At 40.1% G+C, this 14,917-nt stretch carries 29 protein-coding genes; all 29 read right to left on the bottom strand.

What is annotated here, in order from left to right; genetic code table 11:
* Nucleotides 1–365: 365 nt before the first annotated feature.
* Nucleotides 366–743 (bottom strand): 50S ribosomal protein L17, encoded by a 378-nt coding sequence (gene rplQ / locus LZ480_RS17155; RefSeq protein ID WP_008406715.1) that lies wholly within the window; start codon nt 741–743, stop codon nt 366–368.
* Between the two features lie 57 nt (nt 744–800).
* Nucleotides 801–1,745: a DNA-directed RNA polymerase subunit alpha gene (locus LZ480_RS17150; protein WP_008406717.1), complete on the bottom strand. Its 945-nt coding sequence runs from the start codon at nt 1,743–1,745 to the stop codon at nt 801–803.
* 144 nt (nt 1,746–1,889) lie between these two features.
* Complete coding sequence (gene rpsK, locus LZ480_RS17145) at nt 1,890–2,279, bottom strand: 30S ribosomal protein S11 (protein ID WP_241370760.1); 390 nt, start codon at nt 2,277–2,279, stop codon at nt 1,890–1,892.
* Between the two features lie 26 nt (nt 2,280–2,305).
* On the bottom strand, nt 2,306–2,671 hold the full coding sequence (gene rpsM / locus LZ480_RS17140) for a 30S ribosomal protein S13 (protein ID WP_241370759.1): 366 nt from the start codon (nt 2,669–2,671) through the stop codon (nt 2,306–2,308).
* A 24-nt stretch (nt 2,672–2,695) separates the two neighbouring features.
* On the bottom strand, nt 2,696–2,809 hold the full coding sequence (rpmJ, locus tag LZ480_RS17135; RefSeq protein ID WP_000868344.1) for a 50S ribosomal protein L36: 114 nt from the start codon (nt 2,807–2,809) through the stop codon (nt 2,696–2,698).
* Between the two features lie 37 nt (nt 2,810–2,846).
* Nucleotides 2,847–3,065 carry a translation initiation factor IF-1 gene (infA, locus tag LZ480_RS17130; protein ID WP_016839390.1) on the bottom strand — a complete coding sequence of 73 codons (219 nt, stop codon included), beginning with the start codon at nt 3,063–3,065 and terminating at the stop codon, nt 2,847–2,849.
* 424 nt (nt 3,066–3,489) lie between these two features.
* Nucleotides 3,490–4,143: an adenylate kinase gene (locus LZ480_RS17125; protein WP_241370758.1), complete on the bottom strand. Its 654-nt coding sequence runs from the start codon at nt 4,141–4,143 to the stop codon at nt 3,490–3,492.
* Nucleotides 4,144–4,203: 60 nt separating this feature from the next.
* Entirely contained in the window at nt 4,204–5,499 is a 1,296-nt protein-coding gene (gene secY, locus LZ480_RS17120; protein WP_241370757.1) for a preprotein translocase subunit SecY, read from the bottom strand.
* Nucleotides 5,499–5,939 (bottom strand): 50S ribosomal protein L15, encoded by a 441-nt coding sequence (rplO, locus tag LZ480_RS17115; protein ID WP_241370756.1) that lies wholly within the window; start codon nt 5,937–5,939, stop codon nt 5,499–5,501. Before rplO ends, secY begins: the two co-directional genes overlap by 1 nt.
* A 34-nt stretch (nt 5,940–5,973) precedes the next feature.
* Entirely contained in the window at nt 5,974–6,156 is a 183-nt protein-coding gene (gene rpmD / locus LZ480_RS17110) for a 50S ribosomal protein L30 (protein ID WP_241370785.1), read from the bottom strand.
* A 10-nt stretch (nt 6,157–6,166) separates the two neighbouring features.
* Nucleotides 6,167–6,667, bottom strand: a complete 501-nt coding sequence (gene rpsE, locus LZ480_RS17105) for a 30S ribosomal protein S5 (RefSeq protein ID WP_099425582.1) — start codon at nt 6,665–6,667, stop codon at nt 6,167–6,169.
* Between the two features lie 21 nt (nt 6,668–6,688).
* Nucleotides 6,689–7,048: a 50S ribosomal protein L18 gene (gene rplR / locus LZ480_RS17100; protein WP_241370755.1), complete on the bottom strand. Its 360-nt coding sequence runs from the start codon at nt 7,046–7,048 to the stop codon at nt 6,689–6,691.
* 41 nt (nt 7,049–7,089) lie between these two features.
* A complete protein-coding gene (rplF, locus tag LZ480_RS17095) occupies nt 7,090–7,629 on the bottom strand; it encodes a 50S ribosomal protein L6 (protein ID WP_241370754.1) in 540 nt (179 codons plus the stop codon).
* A 31-nt stretch (nt 7,630–7,660) separates the two neighbouring features.
* The gene (rpsH, locus tag LZ480_RS17090; protein WP_241370753.1) at nt 7,661–8,059 is read right to left on the bottom strand and encodes a 30S ribosomal protein S8; all 399 of its coding nucleotides are present in this window, start codon (nt 8,057–8,059) and stop codon (nt 7,661–7,663) included.
* Nucleotides 8,060–8,088: 29 nt separating this feature from the next.
* Nucleotides 8,089–8,274 (bottom strand): type Z 30S ribosomal protein S14, encoded by a 186-nt coding sequence (locus LZ480_RS17085; RefSeq protein WP_108714275.1) that lies wholly within the window; start codon nt 8,272–8,274, stop codon nt 8,089–8,091.
* A 22-nt stretch (nt 8,275–8,296) separates the two neighbouring features.
* A complete protein-coding gene (gene rplE, locus LZ480_RS17080) occupies nt 8,297–8,836 on the bottom strand; it encodes a 50S ribosomal protein L5 (RefSeq protein WP_241370752.1) in 540 nt (179 codons plus the stop codon).
* 28 nt (nt 8,837–8,864) lie between these two features.
* Nucleotides 8,865–9,173, bottom strand: a complete 309-nt coding sequence (rplX, locus tag LZ480_RS17075) for a 50S ribosomal protein L24 (RefSeq protein WP_241370751.1) — start codon at nt 9,171–9,173, stop codon at nt 8,865–8,867.
* 37 nt (nt 9,174–9,210) lie between these two features.
* A complete protein-coding gene (gene rplN / locus LZ480_RS17070) occupies nt 9,211–9,579 on the bottom strand; it encodes a 50S ribosomal protein L14 (protein WP_008406955.1) in 369 nt (122 codons plus the stop codon).
* A gap of 46 nt (nt 9,580–9,625) precedes the next feature.
* Nucleotides 9,626–9,889 carry a 30S ribosomal protein S17 gene (gene rpsQ, locus LZ480_RS17065; protein ID WP_241370750.1) on the bottom strand — a complete coding sequence of 88 codons (264 nt, stop codon included), beginning with the start codon at nt 9,887–9,889 and terminating at the stop codon, nt 9,626–9,628.
* 18 nt (nt 9,890–9,907) lie between these two features.
* Nucleotides 9,908–10,108 (bottom strand): 50S ribosomal protein L29, encoded by a 201-nt coding sequence (rpmC, locus tag LZ480_RS17060; protein WP_241370749.1) that lies wholly within the window; start codon nt 10,106–10,108, stop codon nt 9,908–9,910.
* Nucleotides 10,098–10,532 (bottom strand): 50S ribosomal protein L16, encoded by a 435-nt coding sequence (rplP, locus tag LZ480_RS17055; RefSeq protein ID WP_241370748.1) that lies wholly within the window; start codon nt 10,530–10,532, stop codon nt 10,098–10,100. The genes rpmC and rplP overlap by 11 nt, the downstream gene beginning before the upstream one ends.
* Nucleotide 10,533: 1 nt before the next feature.
* On the bottom strand, nt 10,534–11,190 hold the full coding sequence (rpsC, locus tag LZ480_RS17050) for a 30S ribosomal protein S3 (RefSeq protein WP_241370747.1): 657 nt from the start codon (nt 11,188–11,190) through the stop codon (nt 10,534–10,536).
* Between the two features lie 3 nt (nt 11,191–11,193).
* Nucleotides 11,194–11,538, bottom strand: a complete 345-nt coding sequence (gene rplV / locus LZ480_RS17045) for a 50S ribosomal protein L22 (RefSeq protein WP_191701159.1) — start codon at nt 11,536–11,538, stop codon at nt 11,194–11,196.
* Nucleotides 11,539–11,560: 22 nt separating this feature from the next.
* The gene (rpsS, locus tag LZ480_RS17040; RefSeq protein WP_241370746.1) at nt 11,561–11,839 is read right to left on the bottom strand and encodes a 30S ribosomal protein S19; all 279 of its coding nucleotides are present in this window, start codon (nt 11,837–11,839) and stop codon (nt 11,561–11,563) included.
* A 60-nt stretch (nt 11,840–11,899) separates the two neighbouring features.
* A complete protein-coding gene (gene rplB / locus LZ480_RS17035; protein WP_241370745.1) occupies nt 11,900–12,730 on the bottom strand; it encodes a 50S ribosomal protein L2 in 831 nt (276 codons plus the stop codon).
* Nucleotides 12,731–12,770: 40 nt separating this feature from the next.
* Complete coding sequence (gene rplW, locus LZ480_RS17030; RefSeq protein WP_008406966.1) at nt 12,771–13,055, bottom strand: 50S ribosomal protein L23; 285 nt, start codon at nt 13,053–13,055, stop codon at nt 12,771–12,773.
* Nucleotides 13,055–13,678: a 50S ribosomal protein L4 gene (gene rplD / locus LZ480_RS17025; protein WP_241370744.1), complete on the bottom strand. Its 624-nt coding sequence runs from the start codon at nt 13,676–13,678 to the stop codon at nt 13,055–13,057. Before rplD ends, rplW begins: the two co-directional genes overlap by 1 nt.
* 26 nt (nt 13,679–13,704) lie before the next feature.
* On the bottom strand, nt 13,705–14,334 hold the full coding sequence (rplC, locus tag LZ480_RS17020) for a 50S ribosomal protein L3 (protein WP_241370743.1): 630 nt from the start codon (nt 14,332–14,334) through the stop codon (nt 13,705–13,707).
* A 51-nt stretch (nt 14,335–14,385) separates the two neighbouring features.
* On the bottom strand, nt 14,386–14,694 hold the full coding sequence (gene rpsJ / locus LZ480_RS17015; protein ID WP_241370742.1) for a 30S ribosomal protein S10: 309 nt from the start codon (nt 14,692–14,694) through the stop codon (nt 14,386–14,388).
* Between the last annotated feature and the right edge of the window lie 223 nt (nt 14,695–14,917).

Here is a 14,917-nt window from a genome sequence, read left to right as displayed (position 1 = left end):
CACGTTTTCAAACAAGTTTTGCCGCAAATGGCCACCTATTTAAACGTACTTTATGTTTGCATATGTATTGGAATTGAGGGGCTCAATCCTTCATTCCAAAAATAAAAAAGCGCGCACCTCATTCAGAGAAATGCGCTTGTCGTTACATTTACAAAACACCTGGGTGCTCAAGCCCTGATATTTGTTGAATGAGGTGCGGAGAGCTAAACGAGACACCTAAGTTACCTTATCGCTCATCATAACGCTCAGCTTAATTATTGTCGTATAAATCAATTACTTCTTTTCAGTAAACTGTAAGAAGTTAAAAAAGAGGGGTGCGGGTTCAACCGGTGAACCGGACACCCCTCTCACCCGTATGTTAAGAATTAAACTAATTCGATAACTACTACTGGTGCGCCGTCTCCACGACGAGGACCTACTTTAAGGATACGCGTGTAACCACCTTGACGCTCCGCATAACGAGGTGCGATATCATCAAATAGTTTTTGAAGTGCGAAAACAGTTTTCTCTTCTTCGCCTTCACCAACTGTTACTAGCTCACGACGGATGAATGCTGCCGCTTGACGACGAGCGTGTAAATCACCGCGTTTACCTAAAGTAATCATTTTCTCAACAGCTTTACGAGTTTCTTTAGCACGCGCTTCTGTTGTTTCGATGCGCTCGTTGATAATTAAATCAGTAGCTAAGTCACGTAATAATGCTTTACGTTGAGAACTTGTACGACCAAGTTTTCTGTAACCCATGGACGTTTACCTCCTTTTAAAATATATCTGATCTAGCTAAATTTTATAGTTCTTCGCTTAGTCTTCTTTACGTAATCCTAAACCAAGCTCTTCTAACTTATGCTTAACTTCTTCTAAAGACTTGCGACCAAGGTTACGAACCTTCATCATGTCATCTTCTGACTTATTAGCTAATTCTAATACCGTATTGATACCAGCACGCTTTAAGCAGTTATAAGAACGAACAGAAAGATCAAGCTCTTCGATAGTCATCTCTAATACTTTTTCTTTTTGATCTTCTTCTTTTTCGACCATGATTTCAGCAGTTTGTGCCTCATTAGTCATGCCTACAAAGATATTTAAGTGTTCAGTTAAAATTTTCGCTCCAAGCGAAATCGCCTCTTTAGGACCGATGCTTCCATCTGTCCATACATCAAGTGATAACTTGTCGTAGTCAGAATTTTGTCCAACACGAGTGTTCTCTACTTGGAAGTTGACGCGTGAAACTGGAGTGTAAATAGAGTCGATCGGGATCACGCCGATAGGAAGATCCTCACGTTTGTTTTGATCAGCAGGAGTATAACCACGGCCACGTTGAGCGTACATACGCATACGTAAATGTCCGTTTTTAGCGATCGTTGCGATATATAGGTCTGGGTTTAAAATTTCTACATCGCTGTCATGTGTAATGTCAGCAGCAGTAACCGTACCGTCACCCTTTACATCAATCTCAATAACTTTTTCTTCGTCAGAGTAGATTTTTAAAGCTAGCTTTTTCACGTTTAAGATGATTGAAGCAACATCTTCTACAACGCCTTCTACAGTTGAGAATTCGTGTAATACGCCATCAATTTGAATTGATGTTACAGCAGCTCCAGGTAAAGAAGACAGAAGGATACGACGTAAAGAATTCCCCAAAGTATTACCATATCCGCGTTCAAGCGGTTCTACAACAAATTTGCCGTATTTGGCATCTTCGCTAATCTCCACTGTTTCAATCTTTGGTTTTTCAATTTCGATCATTCCAATTTACCCTCCTTCAAAACATCTAATGTATAGGTTATACCATCATAGTTGTTAATCTAAGTTAGATTTTATAATGCACAAGACTTATTGTACAAGTAACATGATGTAACTAGAAGTAATTATACCCCTAATTTTCACCTATTACACACGACGACGTTTTGGCGGACGGCAACCGTTATGTGGAACTGGAGTAACGTCTTTAATAGCAGTTACTTCTAATCCAGCCGCTTGAAGTGCACGAATTGCAGCTTCACGACCTGAACCAGGACCTTTAACTGTAACTTCTAGAGACTTTAAACCGTGCTCCATAGAAGTTTTTGCAGCTGTTTCAGCAGCCATTTGAGCTGCGAATGGAGTAGATTTACGTGAACCACGGAAACCTAAAGCACCAGCTGAAGACCATGATAACGCGTTACCTTGCGCATCAGTGATCGTTACGATTGTATTGTTAAATGTAGAACGGATGTGTGCAATACCGTTTTCGATATTCTTTTTCACACGACGTTTACGAGTTTGTTGTTTACGAGCCATGTTAAGAAGGAACCTCCTTTACTTAATTATTTTTTCTTGTTCGCTACAGTCTTACGAGGACCTTTACGCGTACGAGCGTTGTTTTTCGTGTTTTGACCACGAACTGGTAAACCACGACGGTGACGGATACCACGGAATGAAGCGATTTCCATTAAACGTTTGATGTTTAAAGAAACTTCACGACGTAAGTCACCTTCAGTTTTGTATGAAGCTAATTGTTCACGGATTAGGTTTAATTGATCTTCTGTTAAGTCTTTTACGCGAGTACTTTCGTCAATACCTGCAGCAGCTAATACTTTTGAAGAAGTCGTTTTACCTACACCGTAGATGTAAGTTAATGAGATTACAACGCGTTTGTCGCGAGGAATGTCAACACCAGCAATACGTGCCATTCGTTAGTGCACCTCCTTGATTAATTATCCTTGTTTTTGTTTGTGTTTAGGATTTTCACAGATTACCATTACTTTACCGCGTCGGCGAATTACTTTACATTTTTCGCAGATCGGTTTCACAGATGGTCTCACTTTCATCTAACCTAACCTCCTTAATAGTCCGGAGTGCAAAAGATTATTTAAAACGGTATGTGATACGACCGCGAGTTAAATCATAAGGAGATAACTCAATAGTAACCTTATCTCCAGGTAGGATACGGATAAAGTGCATACGAATCTTTCCAGAAACGTGTGCAAGCACAGTGTGCCCATTTTCTAATTCTACCTTAAACATCGCGTTTGGCAAAGTCTCAACAACTGTCCCTTCGACTTCAATTACATCGTCTTTCGCCATCTTCCAAGTCTCCCTTCTATATGTTAGTGTCAAAAAACTCATGCGAGCTCTTCCAACTGTTTTTCTTCTAAATAAAGTAAGAAACAACTCGTTTCAACATATGTTTTGGATTGCATGAGAGATGTACAATAAGACGCTCGTCTGGTTTCGCTTCACACAATCCATGGAAAAACAGATTCTTTTAAGAACCGCATCCCTTTATGTTAACACGATAGCCGGAATGTCTTGATGAGAGATTCATACCCGTTACACAGATGCTTCCACGAAACCCATTATACGTTACCAAGATGTCATCACACTATAAAAATGCTCAACCTTAGTAGTATATACCGGGCATAATATGCTTTTGCAACTCTCAAAAAATTATGTTTCGTTGTTGCCTCCGCATGACTACCGCGGAAGCTGTCTAGCGCCCGGACGGATATCAGCTGCGGCTGCCCTGCAATAGAGCATCAAGATCAGCAAATACTTTTGAAATTTCTTGCTGTCCATTAATATTTGTAAGTACATCCTTTGCTTTATAGAAATCAAGTAAAGGTTGCGCTTGGTTCATATTTACTTCCAGACGGTTAGCTACAGTTTCAGGATTGTCATCCGCACGAGTGTATAGCTCGCCACCATCTTTGTCACATTTCCCTTCCTCTTGTGGAGGATTGAAAACTAAGTGATAAGATGTACCGCAAGTTTTACAAATGCGACGACCACTTAGACGTGCGATTAACTCATCTTTTTCAACTTGAACATTAATCGTATGCTCAACTGGACGACCTAATTCTTCAAGGATGCTATCTAAAGCTTCAGCTTGAGGAACTGTACGAGGAAATCCATCTAATAAGAATCCTTTTTCGCAATCAGCTTGTGAAAGACGCTCGCGAACGATGCCAATCGTTACTTCATCAGGAACTAAAGCCCCTTGATCCATAAACGATTTAGCTTGTAAACCAAGTTCTGTGCCTTCTTTAATGGCAGCACGGAACATATCGCCAGTAGAAATATGAGGGATTGCGTACTTCTCAACAATTTTGTCAGCCTGAGTACCTTTACCGGCACCTGGTAGACCCATTAAAACGATATTCATACGAATGCTCCCCTTCAAAACTATGCTGGCAAGGAAACGAAGTTGTTTCCTAAACCTGCATTATTTCATAAAGCCTTTATAATGACGTTTCACTAGTTGAGACTCTAATTGTTTCATCGTTTCTAACGCTACACCAACTACGATAATCATACTTGTTCCCCCGATTTGAGCCGAAGCTGGCAGGTTCATAAAGTTAATGAATAAAATTGGCATAACCGAAATAACTACTAAGAAAATAGAACCAACGAATGTTAATCGATAAAGTACTTTTGTTAAATAAGCTTGAGTGTCATTACCTGGGCGAATACCCGGGATATACGCACCTTGCTTTTTCAAGTTGTCCGCTACATTTTCTGGGTTCACTTGAATGAACGCATAGAAATATGTAAACGCAACGATTAATGTAACATAGATTAACATCCCAACAGGTTTTGTATAATCAAATGTGTTCGTAATAAACGCTGTTACATTATTATCGCCAAAGAACGTCGCTAAAGTTCGTGGTGTTACCATAAACGCTACCGAGAAGATTACCGGAATAACCCCTGCAGCATTTACTTTTAACGGTAAGTGCGTTTGCTGAGCACCAATTTTAGGTGAGTTCCCTGCAACTCGTTTTGCATATTGAATTGGAATTTTACGCAACGCTTGTTGGATGTAAATAACCCCTACAATAACTGCAAGTAGCACTAAAACTAATAAAGCCAAGATTGCGATGTTAATGAATAACTGCTCTCCTGCTCCTTCAATTTGTTGTGCATAAATTTGGTTTACTACATTAGGCATCGCAGCAACGATACCAGCGAAGATAATGATTGAAATACCATTACCAACACCATGTGCAGTAATTTGTTCAGATAACCAAAGTAAGAAAGCTGTACCTGCTGTTAACACAACAGCAATCGTTAAGTACGATTGGGTACTAGTATCTGTAATCAATGATCCACCATAGAACTGGTTGAAACCAAAGCTCATTGCAAAAGATTGAATAAAGGCTAATACGATCGTGAAGTAACGTGTGAATTGAGCAAGTTTACGTCGCCCAACATCACCTTGTTTCGCCCATTCTGAAAACTTAGGCACGACATCCATTTGTAATAACTGAACAATGATTGAGGCTGTGATATAAGGCATAATCCCCATCGCAAAGATCGAGAAGTTTGCTAATGCACCACCGCCAAACGTATTAAGGAAACCAACTAAGTTAAACTCATCAGTTGCCTTTAATACATTAGCGTCAACGTTTGGTACCGGGATAAATGTCCCGATACGATAAACGATTAACATTAATAGTGTAAAGATGATTTTATTTCGTATATCTCGAACGCGCATAAAGTTAGAGATCGTCTGAAACATTAGATCACCTCAGTAGTTCCGCCAGCGTTCTCAATTGCTTCTTTAGCAGAAGCTGAGAATTTGTGAGCTTTAACTGTAAGCTTAACGTTTACAGTACCATGACCTAGAATTTTGATTCCAGCTTTTTCATTGCTCACGATACCAGTTTCTAATAATAATGCAGGTGTTACTTCTGCACCATCTTCAAAACGGTTTAATGCATCAAGGTTAACGATAGCGTATTCTTTACGGTTAATGTTCGTAAAGCCACGTTTAGGTAAACGACGGAATAGTGGGTTTTGACCCCCCTCAAATCCTGGGCGAACGCCGCCGCCAGAACGAGCGTTTTGACCTTTATGACCTTTACCAGAAGTTTTACCGTTACCAGAACCGATACCACGACCAACGCGGTTACGTACTTTACGTGAACCTTCTGCTGGTTTTAACTCATGAAGTTTCATATGGGTGGCACCTCCTTGTTCGTATATATTGAAATTAAATTTCTTTTACAGTAACTAAGTGAGCTACTTTTGTAATCATACCGCGGATTGCAGCGTTATCAGCTTGTTCCACAGTTTGGTTTAATTTACGTAATCCTAATGCCTCAACAACTTTACGTTGGTTTGGTTTAGTACCGATCACAGATTTAGTAAGGGTGATTTGTAATTTAGCCATTATAATTCCCCCCTTATCCTAATAACTCTTCCACTGATTTACCGCGTAGTTTTGCTACATCCTCTGCGCGTTTTAATTCAGTTAAACCTGCTACAGTTGCACGCACCATGTTGATTGGTGTGTTTGAACCAAGAGATTTTGAAAGAATATCAGTAATACCAGCTAGTTCTAGTACCGCACGTACTGGACCACCAGCGATAACCCCTGTACCAGGAGCAGCAGGTTTGATTAAGATTGAACCTGCACCGAAGCGACCTTGCACTAAGTGTGGAGTAGTTCCACCCACGCGTGGTACTTCGATTAAGTTTTTCTTCGCGTCTTCAACAGCTTTGCGGATTGCGTCTGGAACCTCTTGAGCTTTACCAGTACCGAAACCTACATGACCATTTTTATCTCCTACTACTACTAGAGCAGTGAAGCGGAAGCGACGACCACCTTTAACAACTTTAGCAACACGGTTGATTGTTACAACGCGTTCTTCAAGTTCTAATTTGTTTGCGTCAATGCGACTCATGAAGTATGTCCCTCCTTCTTATTAAAATTCTAAGCCGTTTTCACGTGCAGCTTCTGCTAAAGCTTTCACACGTCCATGATATAAGTAACCGCTACGGTCAAATACTACAGTTGTAATATTTTTTTCAGCAGCGCGTTTAGCGATTGTTTCACCGATTTTAGCTGCAGCTTCTACGTTTGAGCCCATACCTTCGAAAACTTTTTCTTGAGTATTAGCAGAAACTAATGTTACGCCAGCTACGTCATCGATTAATTGTGCATAGATGTTCTTGTTAGAACGGAATACGTTTAAACGTGGACGTTGTGCAGTACCCGAAATTTTAGAACGAACACGCCCATGACGTTTTTTACGAACTTGATTTTTATCTTGTTTCGTAATCACAGTGGTCACTCCTTTCATATATTAATGCGATTTAAGCCGCATTATTTACCAGTTTTACCTTCTTTACGGCGAACGATTTCACCTTCGTAACGAATACCTTTACCTTTGTATGGCTCTGGTGGACGTACGTCGCGGATGTTAGATGCTAAAGCACCAACACGCTCTTTAGAAATACCTTTAACGATGATTTTTGTGTTTGAAGGAACTTCAACCTCTAAACCTTGTTCAGGTGTAAACTCAACTGGGTGAGAGTAACCAACGTTTAATACAAGCTTGTTACCTTGTAATTGTGCACGGTAACCTACACCGATAAGTTCTAGAGTACGAGAGAAACCTTCAGAAACACCAGTTACCATGTTAGCTAATAACGCACGAGTTGTACCGTGGTTAGTACGGTGTTCTTTCGATTCAGAAGGGCGAACAACTGTAAGGATGTTGCCTTCTTGCTCGATTTTCATATCTTGATGGAATTGACGAGTTAATTCGCCTTTTGGACCTTTAACAGTAACAGTGTTTTCAGCTTTCACTTCAACTGTTACGCCAGCAGGAACCTCGATAATCTTTTTACCTACGCGAGACATTTATGTTGCACCTCCGTTCTTTTCTTACTAATTACCAAATGTATGCTAAGATTTCTCCGCCAACTTGTTTAGCGCGAGCTTCTTTGTCAGTTAATAAACCAGTTGAAGTTGATACTAAAGCGATACCAAGACCGTTTAATACTTTAGGTACTTCGTTAGTTTTAGCGTATACACGTAATCCTGGTTTAGAAATACGTTTTAAGCCAGTAATAACACGCTCGTTATCTTTACCGTATTTTAAGAAGATACGGATGATACCTTGCTTGTTGTCTTCTACGTACTCAACGTCACGTACGAAACCTTCACGCTTTAAGATTTCAGCGATCTCTTTCTTTAAGTTAGAAGCAGGAACCTCTAACTTCTCGTGACGTACCATGTTTGCATTACGAATGCGTGTAAGCATATCTGCAATCGGATCTGTCATTGTCATGAAATTTACCTCCTTCCCAAATTAGGGGATTACCAGCTGGCTTTCTTAACGCCAGGAATTTGTCCCTTATATGCAAGTTCACGGAAACAAATACGGCAAAGTTTAAATTTGCGGTATACAGAGTGTGGACGACCACAGCGTTCACAACGTGTATATTCTTGTACTTTGAACTTTTGCGTGCGTTGTTGTTTAACAACCATTGATTTTTTAGCCACGTTTTCGCCCTCCTTATTTATATTACTTTTGGAACGGCATACCGAACTGTGTTAATAACTCGCGAGCTTCTTCGTCAGAATTCGCAGTAGTTACGATAACGATGTCCATACCGCGTACTTTTGAAACTTTATCGTAATCGATTTCTGGGAAAATTAATTGCTCTTTAACACCTAATGTGTAGTTACCACGACCGTCGAATGCTTTTTTAGAAACACCGCGGAAGTCACGTACACGTGGTAAAGAGATTGAGATTAATTTGTCCAGGAATTCATACATACGCTCACCGCGTAATGTAACTTTAGCACCGATTGCTTGGCCTTCACGTAAACGGAAACCTGCGATAGATTTTTTCGCTTTAGTTACAACTGGTTTTTGACCAGTGATGATTGTTAATTCTTCCACAGCTACATCTAGAGCTTTAGAGTTTTGAACAGCGTCACCAACACCCATGTTGATTACGATCTTCTCCACTTTTGGAAGTTGCATAACTGATTTATATTCAAACTTGCTCATAAGAGCAGGTGATACTTCATTTAAATATTTGTCTTTTAGGCGGCTCATGTTTGTACCTCCCTTCTTATTTTTACTATTAGTCGATTACTACACCTGATTTTTTTGCAACACGAACTTTTTTGCCATCTTTGATCTCAAAACCTACACGAGTCGGCTCGCCAGATTTTGGATCGATAAGCATTACGTTCGAAACGTGGATTGCAGCTTCTTGAGATACAATACCACCTTGTGGGTTAAGTTGATTAGGTTTAACGTGTTTCTTAACGATGTTTACACCTTCAACAAGAACGCGGTCTTGTTTTGGGAAAGCTGCTAAGATAACGCCTTCTTTACCTTTATCTTTACCAGTAATTACTTTTACTTTATCGCCCTTTTTAACATGCATAATGTGTCGCACCTCCTTGATTGGTACTGTCATGAAATTAAAGAACTTCTGGAGCTAGAGAAACGATCTTCATGAAGTTGCCATCACGTAATTCACGTGCGACTGGTCCGAAAATACGAGTTCCGCGTGGTGATTTATCGTCTTTGATGATTACGCAAGCGTTCTCGTCAAATTTGATGTAAGTACCGTCTTTACGACGTGCACCTGATTTAGTGCGAACGATAACAGCCTTAACAACGTCACCTTTTTTGACAACGCCACCTGGTGTTGCTTTCTTAACTGTACAAACGACGATATCGCCGATGTTAGCAGTTTTACGTCCAGAACCACCAAGTACTTTAATAGTTAAAACTTCACGTGCACCTGAGTTGTCAGCAACTTTCATACGACTTTCTTGTTGAATCACTTAGGTTACCTCCCTTCGGAAATATATTTTATTCCGAAATGTGTTATTAAATAATAACCGCTTTTTCTACAACTTCAACTAAACGGAAGCGCTTAGTAGCTGATAGCGGGCGAGTTTCCATGATACGTACGATATCACCGATTTTCGCAGTGTTTTGCTCATCATGAGCTTTATACTTTTTAGAGTATTTTACACGTTTACCGTAAAGCTTATGCTTTTTGTGAGTTTCAACTAAAACAGTGATAGTTTTATCCATTTTGTCAGAAACAACACGGCCTGTGTAAACTTTGCGTTGGTTACGCTCAGTCATACTTAAAACCCTCCTTTATCAGTTATTTGCACTGATTTCTCTTTCACGAATCACAGTTCTCATACGTGCGATCGCTTTGCGAACTTCACGAATGCGAGCTGTGTTTTCTAATTGACCAGTCGCCAATTGGAAGCGAAGGTTGAAAAGCTCTTCTTTCAGTGATTTCACTTTTAACTCAATTTCAGAAGTGGCAAGGTCACGGATTTCATTAGCTTTCATTAGATTCACCACCAGTTTCTTGACGTTTTACAATCTTACATTTAACAGGAAGTTTGTGTGATGCTAAACGAAGTGCCTCACGTGCGATCTCTTCAGATACACCGGCAATTTCAAACATTACTTTTCCTGGTTTTACTACTGCAACCCAACCTTCAGGAGAACCTTTACCAGAACCCATGCGGACTTCTAGAGGCTTTTTCGTGTAAGGCTTATGTGGGAAGATTTTGATCCAAACTTTACCGCCACGTTTCATGTAACGAGTCATTGCGATACGAGCAGATTCGATTTGACGGTTAGTGATCCATGATGCTGTTACAGCTTGTAAGCCGAATTCACCAAATGATACTTCTTTACCGCCTTTCGCTTCTCCACGCATGTTACCACGGTGTTCACGACGATATTTTACGCGTTTAGGTAATAACATATTATTTGCCTCCTTCCACAGAGTTCTTTTTAGTAGGAAGGACTTCTCCACGGTAGATCCAAACTTTAACACCTAGTTTACCGTAAGTTGTATCAGCTTCAGCATGTGCATAATCAATGTCAGCACGTAATGTATGAAGTGGTACAGTTCCTTCGCTATAGTGTTCAGCACGCGCGATATCAGCGCCACCTAAACGACCAGATACTTGTGTTTTAATACCTTTTGCTCCAGCGCGCATTGTGCGTTGGATCGATTGTTTTTGAGCACGACGGAATGATACGCGGTTCTCAAGTTGACGAGCAATATTTTCAGCTACTAATTTAGCATCAAGATCTGCACGTTTGATTTCAATGATATTGATGTGAACGCGTTTACCAGTTACATCAGATAAGTGTTTACGTAAGTTTTCAACTTCCGTACCACCTTTACCGATTACCATACCTGGTTTCGCAGTGTGAATTGTAACATTCACGCGACTTGCAGCGCGTTCGATTTCTACTTTAGATACAGATGCATCTTTAAGTTGAGTTTCGATATATTTACGAATTTTGATATCTTCATGTAAAAGATTAGCATAATCTTTTTCAGCGAACCACTTTGATTCCCAGTCACGAATAATACCAACACGAAGTCCTATTGGATGTACTTTTTGACCCACGGATTAAACCCCCTTCTTCTCAGATACCACGATTGTAATGTGGCTAGTACGTTTGTTAATTGCCGATGCACGACCTTGGGCACGTGGACGGAAACGTTTTAATGTTGGACCTTCATCTACAAAGATTTCAGATACAACTAAGTTATTAATATCTAACTCGTAGTTGTGTTCAGCGTTAGCGACTGCAGATTTTAATACTTTCTCAACGACTGGAGACGCCGCTTTTGGAGTATGACGTAAAATTGCAACTGCTTCACCGATTTGCTTTCCTCGGATTAAGTCTACTACTAGACGTACTTTACGAGGAGCGATACGAACTGTGCGAGCGATAGCTTTAGCTTGTGTCATTAGGATTTACCTCCTCTCAAAATTAGCGTCTTGTTTTCTTGTCATCTGCACCGTGACCTTTATAAGTACGTGTTGGTGCGAATTCACCTAGTTTATGGCCAACCATATCTTCAGTTACGTATACAGGAACATGTTTACGTCCATCATATACAGCGATTGTTAAACCGATGAAGTTAGGGAAAATAGTAGAACGGCGAGACCAAGTTTTAATAACTTGTTTCTTCTCAGAAGCCTCTTGAGCTACCACCTTTTTCATAAGGTGATCGTCTGCAAAAGGGCCTTTTTTCATGCTGCGACCCATTTAGGAACCTCCCTTCGTGATACGACCACGGCTCTCAAGCAGAACCGTAGTGTTACCACATTATTTTTTACGTCCGCGAATAATAAATTTAGATGATTTATTTTTCTTGTTACGAGTTTTGTAACCAAGAGTTGGTTTACCCCATGGTGTCATTGGAGATTTACGTCCAATTGGAGAACGTCCTTCACCACCACCGTGTGGGTGATCGTTAGGGTTCATTACAGAACCACGTACTGTTGGGCGTTTACCTAACCAACGAGAACGACCTGCTTTACCGATGTTAATAAGTTCGTGTTGTTCGTTACCAACTTGTCCGATTGTTGCGCGGCAGTCAGCAAGGATTAAACGTACTTCACCAGATTGTAGACGTACGATAACGTATTTGCCTTCACGACCTAATACTTGAGCTGATGTACCAGCAGAACGTACTAATTGTCCACCTTTACCAGGTTTCATTTCGATGTTATGGATAGTTGTACCCATTGGAATATTCGCTAATGGTAAAGCGTTACCTACTTTAATATCCGCTTCTGGACCAGATACGATCGTTTGACCTACTTCTAATCCTTTTGGAGCTAAGATGTAACGTTTTTCACCGTCAGCATAGTTGATTAAAGCGATGTTCGCAGAACGGTTTGGATCATACTCAATTGTAGCAACGCGTCCTGGAATGCCGTCTTTAAGACGTTTAAAATCGATAACACGGTATTGTTTCTTGTGACCACCACCGTGATGTCGAACAGTAATTTTACCTTGGTTATTACGACCAGCTTTGCGTTTGATTGGTTTTAATAAAGACTTTTCAGGTTTATTAGTAGTAATCTCAGCAAAGTCAGATGATGTCATGTTACGACGACCATTTGAGGTTGGCTTATACTTTTTAATCGCCATTTGTTTTCCCTCCTTCTTAAATGTTGCTATATATTAAAAATTAGATTTCGAATAATTCGATTTCTTTTGAATCAGCAGTTAATTTAACAATTGCTTTACGACGTTTGTTAGTGTACCCACCGAATTTACCAACGCGTTTGAACTTACCTTTGTAGTTCATTACGTTTACTTTCTCAACTTTAACACCGAAGATTTCTTCAACAGCGTCTTTAACTTGAGTTTTGTTAGCGCGAGTGTCTACTTCGAAAGTATACTTTTTCTCTGCCATAATTTCTGAAGAACGCTCAGTAATGACTGGACGTTTTAAAATATCACGTGCTTCCATTATCCAAGCACCTCCTCAACTTTTTTCACAGCATCTTGTGTGAATACAATTTTATCGTGACCTAAAAGATCAAGAACATTGATTCCAGTAGCTGTTAACACTGTAACACCAGGGATGTTACGAGCAGATAAAATAGCGTTTTCGTTAACTTCAGCAGTTACGAATAATGCTTTTTTGTTGATTTCTAATGCAGCTAATACTGCTTTGAAATCTTTCGTTTTTGGTGCATCGAAAGTTAATGCATCTAAAACTACAAAGTTTTGTTCTAACACTTTAGCTGATAAAGCTGATTTAAGAGCTAAGCGACGAACTTTCTTTGGTAACTTGTAAGCGTAGCTACGTGGAGTAGGACCGAATACAGTACCACCACCACGCCATTGTGGAGAGCGGATCGAACCTTGACGAGCACGACCAGTTCCTTTTTGACGCCATGGTTTACGACCACCACCAGCAACCTCAGAACGTGTTTTAACTTTGTGATTACCTTGACGTAGAGAAGCACGTTGAGCAACTACTGCGTCGAATAATACTGCTTCATTTGGCTCGATTCCGAAGATCGCATCGTTTAATTCGATTTCGCCTACTGAAGCACCCGTTTGACTAAGTACAGATACTTTTGTCATTCCTGTTTCCTCCTTTCTTCAGAGAATTATTTAGATTTAATAGCAGTTTTAACTGTTACTAATGCTTTTTTAGAACCAGGAACATTACCTTTAACTAATAATAGGTTACGCTCAACATCAACCTTAACGATTTCAAGGTTTTGGATTGTTTTAACGACAGCACCCATTTGACCAGGTAATTTCTTTTGTTTGAATACGCGGTTCGGAGCAACTGGACCCATTGAACCAGGACGACGGTGATAACGAGAACCGTGAGACATAGGTCCGCGAGATTGACCATGGCGTTTAATTACACCTTGGAAACCTTTACCTTTAGTAACACCAGTTACATCAATTACATCGCCTTCTGCGAAAATTTCTACGTTGACTTCTTGACCAACTTCGTAAGCCGTAGTATCTAAATTACGGAACTCACGGATGAAGCGCTTAGGAGCCGTGTTTGCTTTTGCTACGTGCCCTTGTTCTGGTTTGTTAGAAAGCTTAACGCGCTTGTCTTCAAAACCAATTTGGATTGCTTCGTAGCCATCAGTTTCAACAGTTTTCTTTTGTAAAACTACGTTTGGAGTAGCTTCGATTACTGTTACTGGGATAAGATCTCCGTTTTCAGCGAAAACTTGAGTCATACCAATTTTTCTACCTAAGATTCCTTTAGTCATTATGTCACACCTCCTGTAAATTTTTAAAAAGTTTATATTGTGTTTTTACCATTAAAGTTTGATTTCGATATCAACGCCAGATGGTAAATCAAGCTTCATTAACGCGTCAACAGTTTGTGGTGTTGGGTTAACGATGTCGATAAGACGTTTATGTGTGCGCATTTCAAATTGCTCACGAGAATCTTTGTACTTATGAACCGCACGTAAGATCGTGTATACAGATCTTTCAGTTGGTAGTGGAATCGGACCTGATACTCCAGCACCTGAACGTTTCGCAGTTTCAACGATTTTCTCAGCAGATTGACCAAGGATTCGGTGATCATACGCTTTTAAACGAATACGAATTTTTTGTTTTGCCATTACTTTCCCTCCTTCTCGCCTATTTTCTAGACATTCTCCACGAAAATTTCTCCGTCACAGCGCCATGGCAAAGCGGCCGGGTGTGTCGGCAACCTCTCGCTTCTTCGCAGTCAAAGACCAACATTCAACATTATATACAATAAAAAAGAAGTTCGCAAGTGTTTTAGCAAAATTCTTTTTAAATAATGTTGTATTCTTTATTTTATACTCATTCGCTCTTTTT

Origin of the sequence: Solibacillus palustris (genome assembly GCF_022549215.1) — a bacterium.
In the GTDB taxonomy this organism is placed as follows: domain Bacteria; phylum Bacillota; class Bacilli; order Bacillales_A; family Planococcaceae; genus Solibacillus; species Solibacillus daqui.
This window is presented reverse-complemented; position numbering and strand designations above follow the sequence as displayed.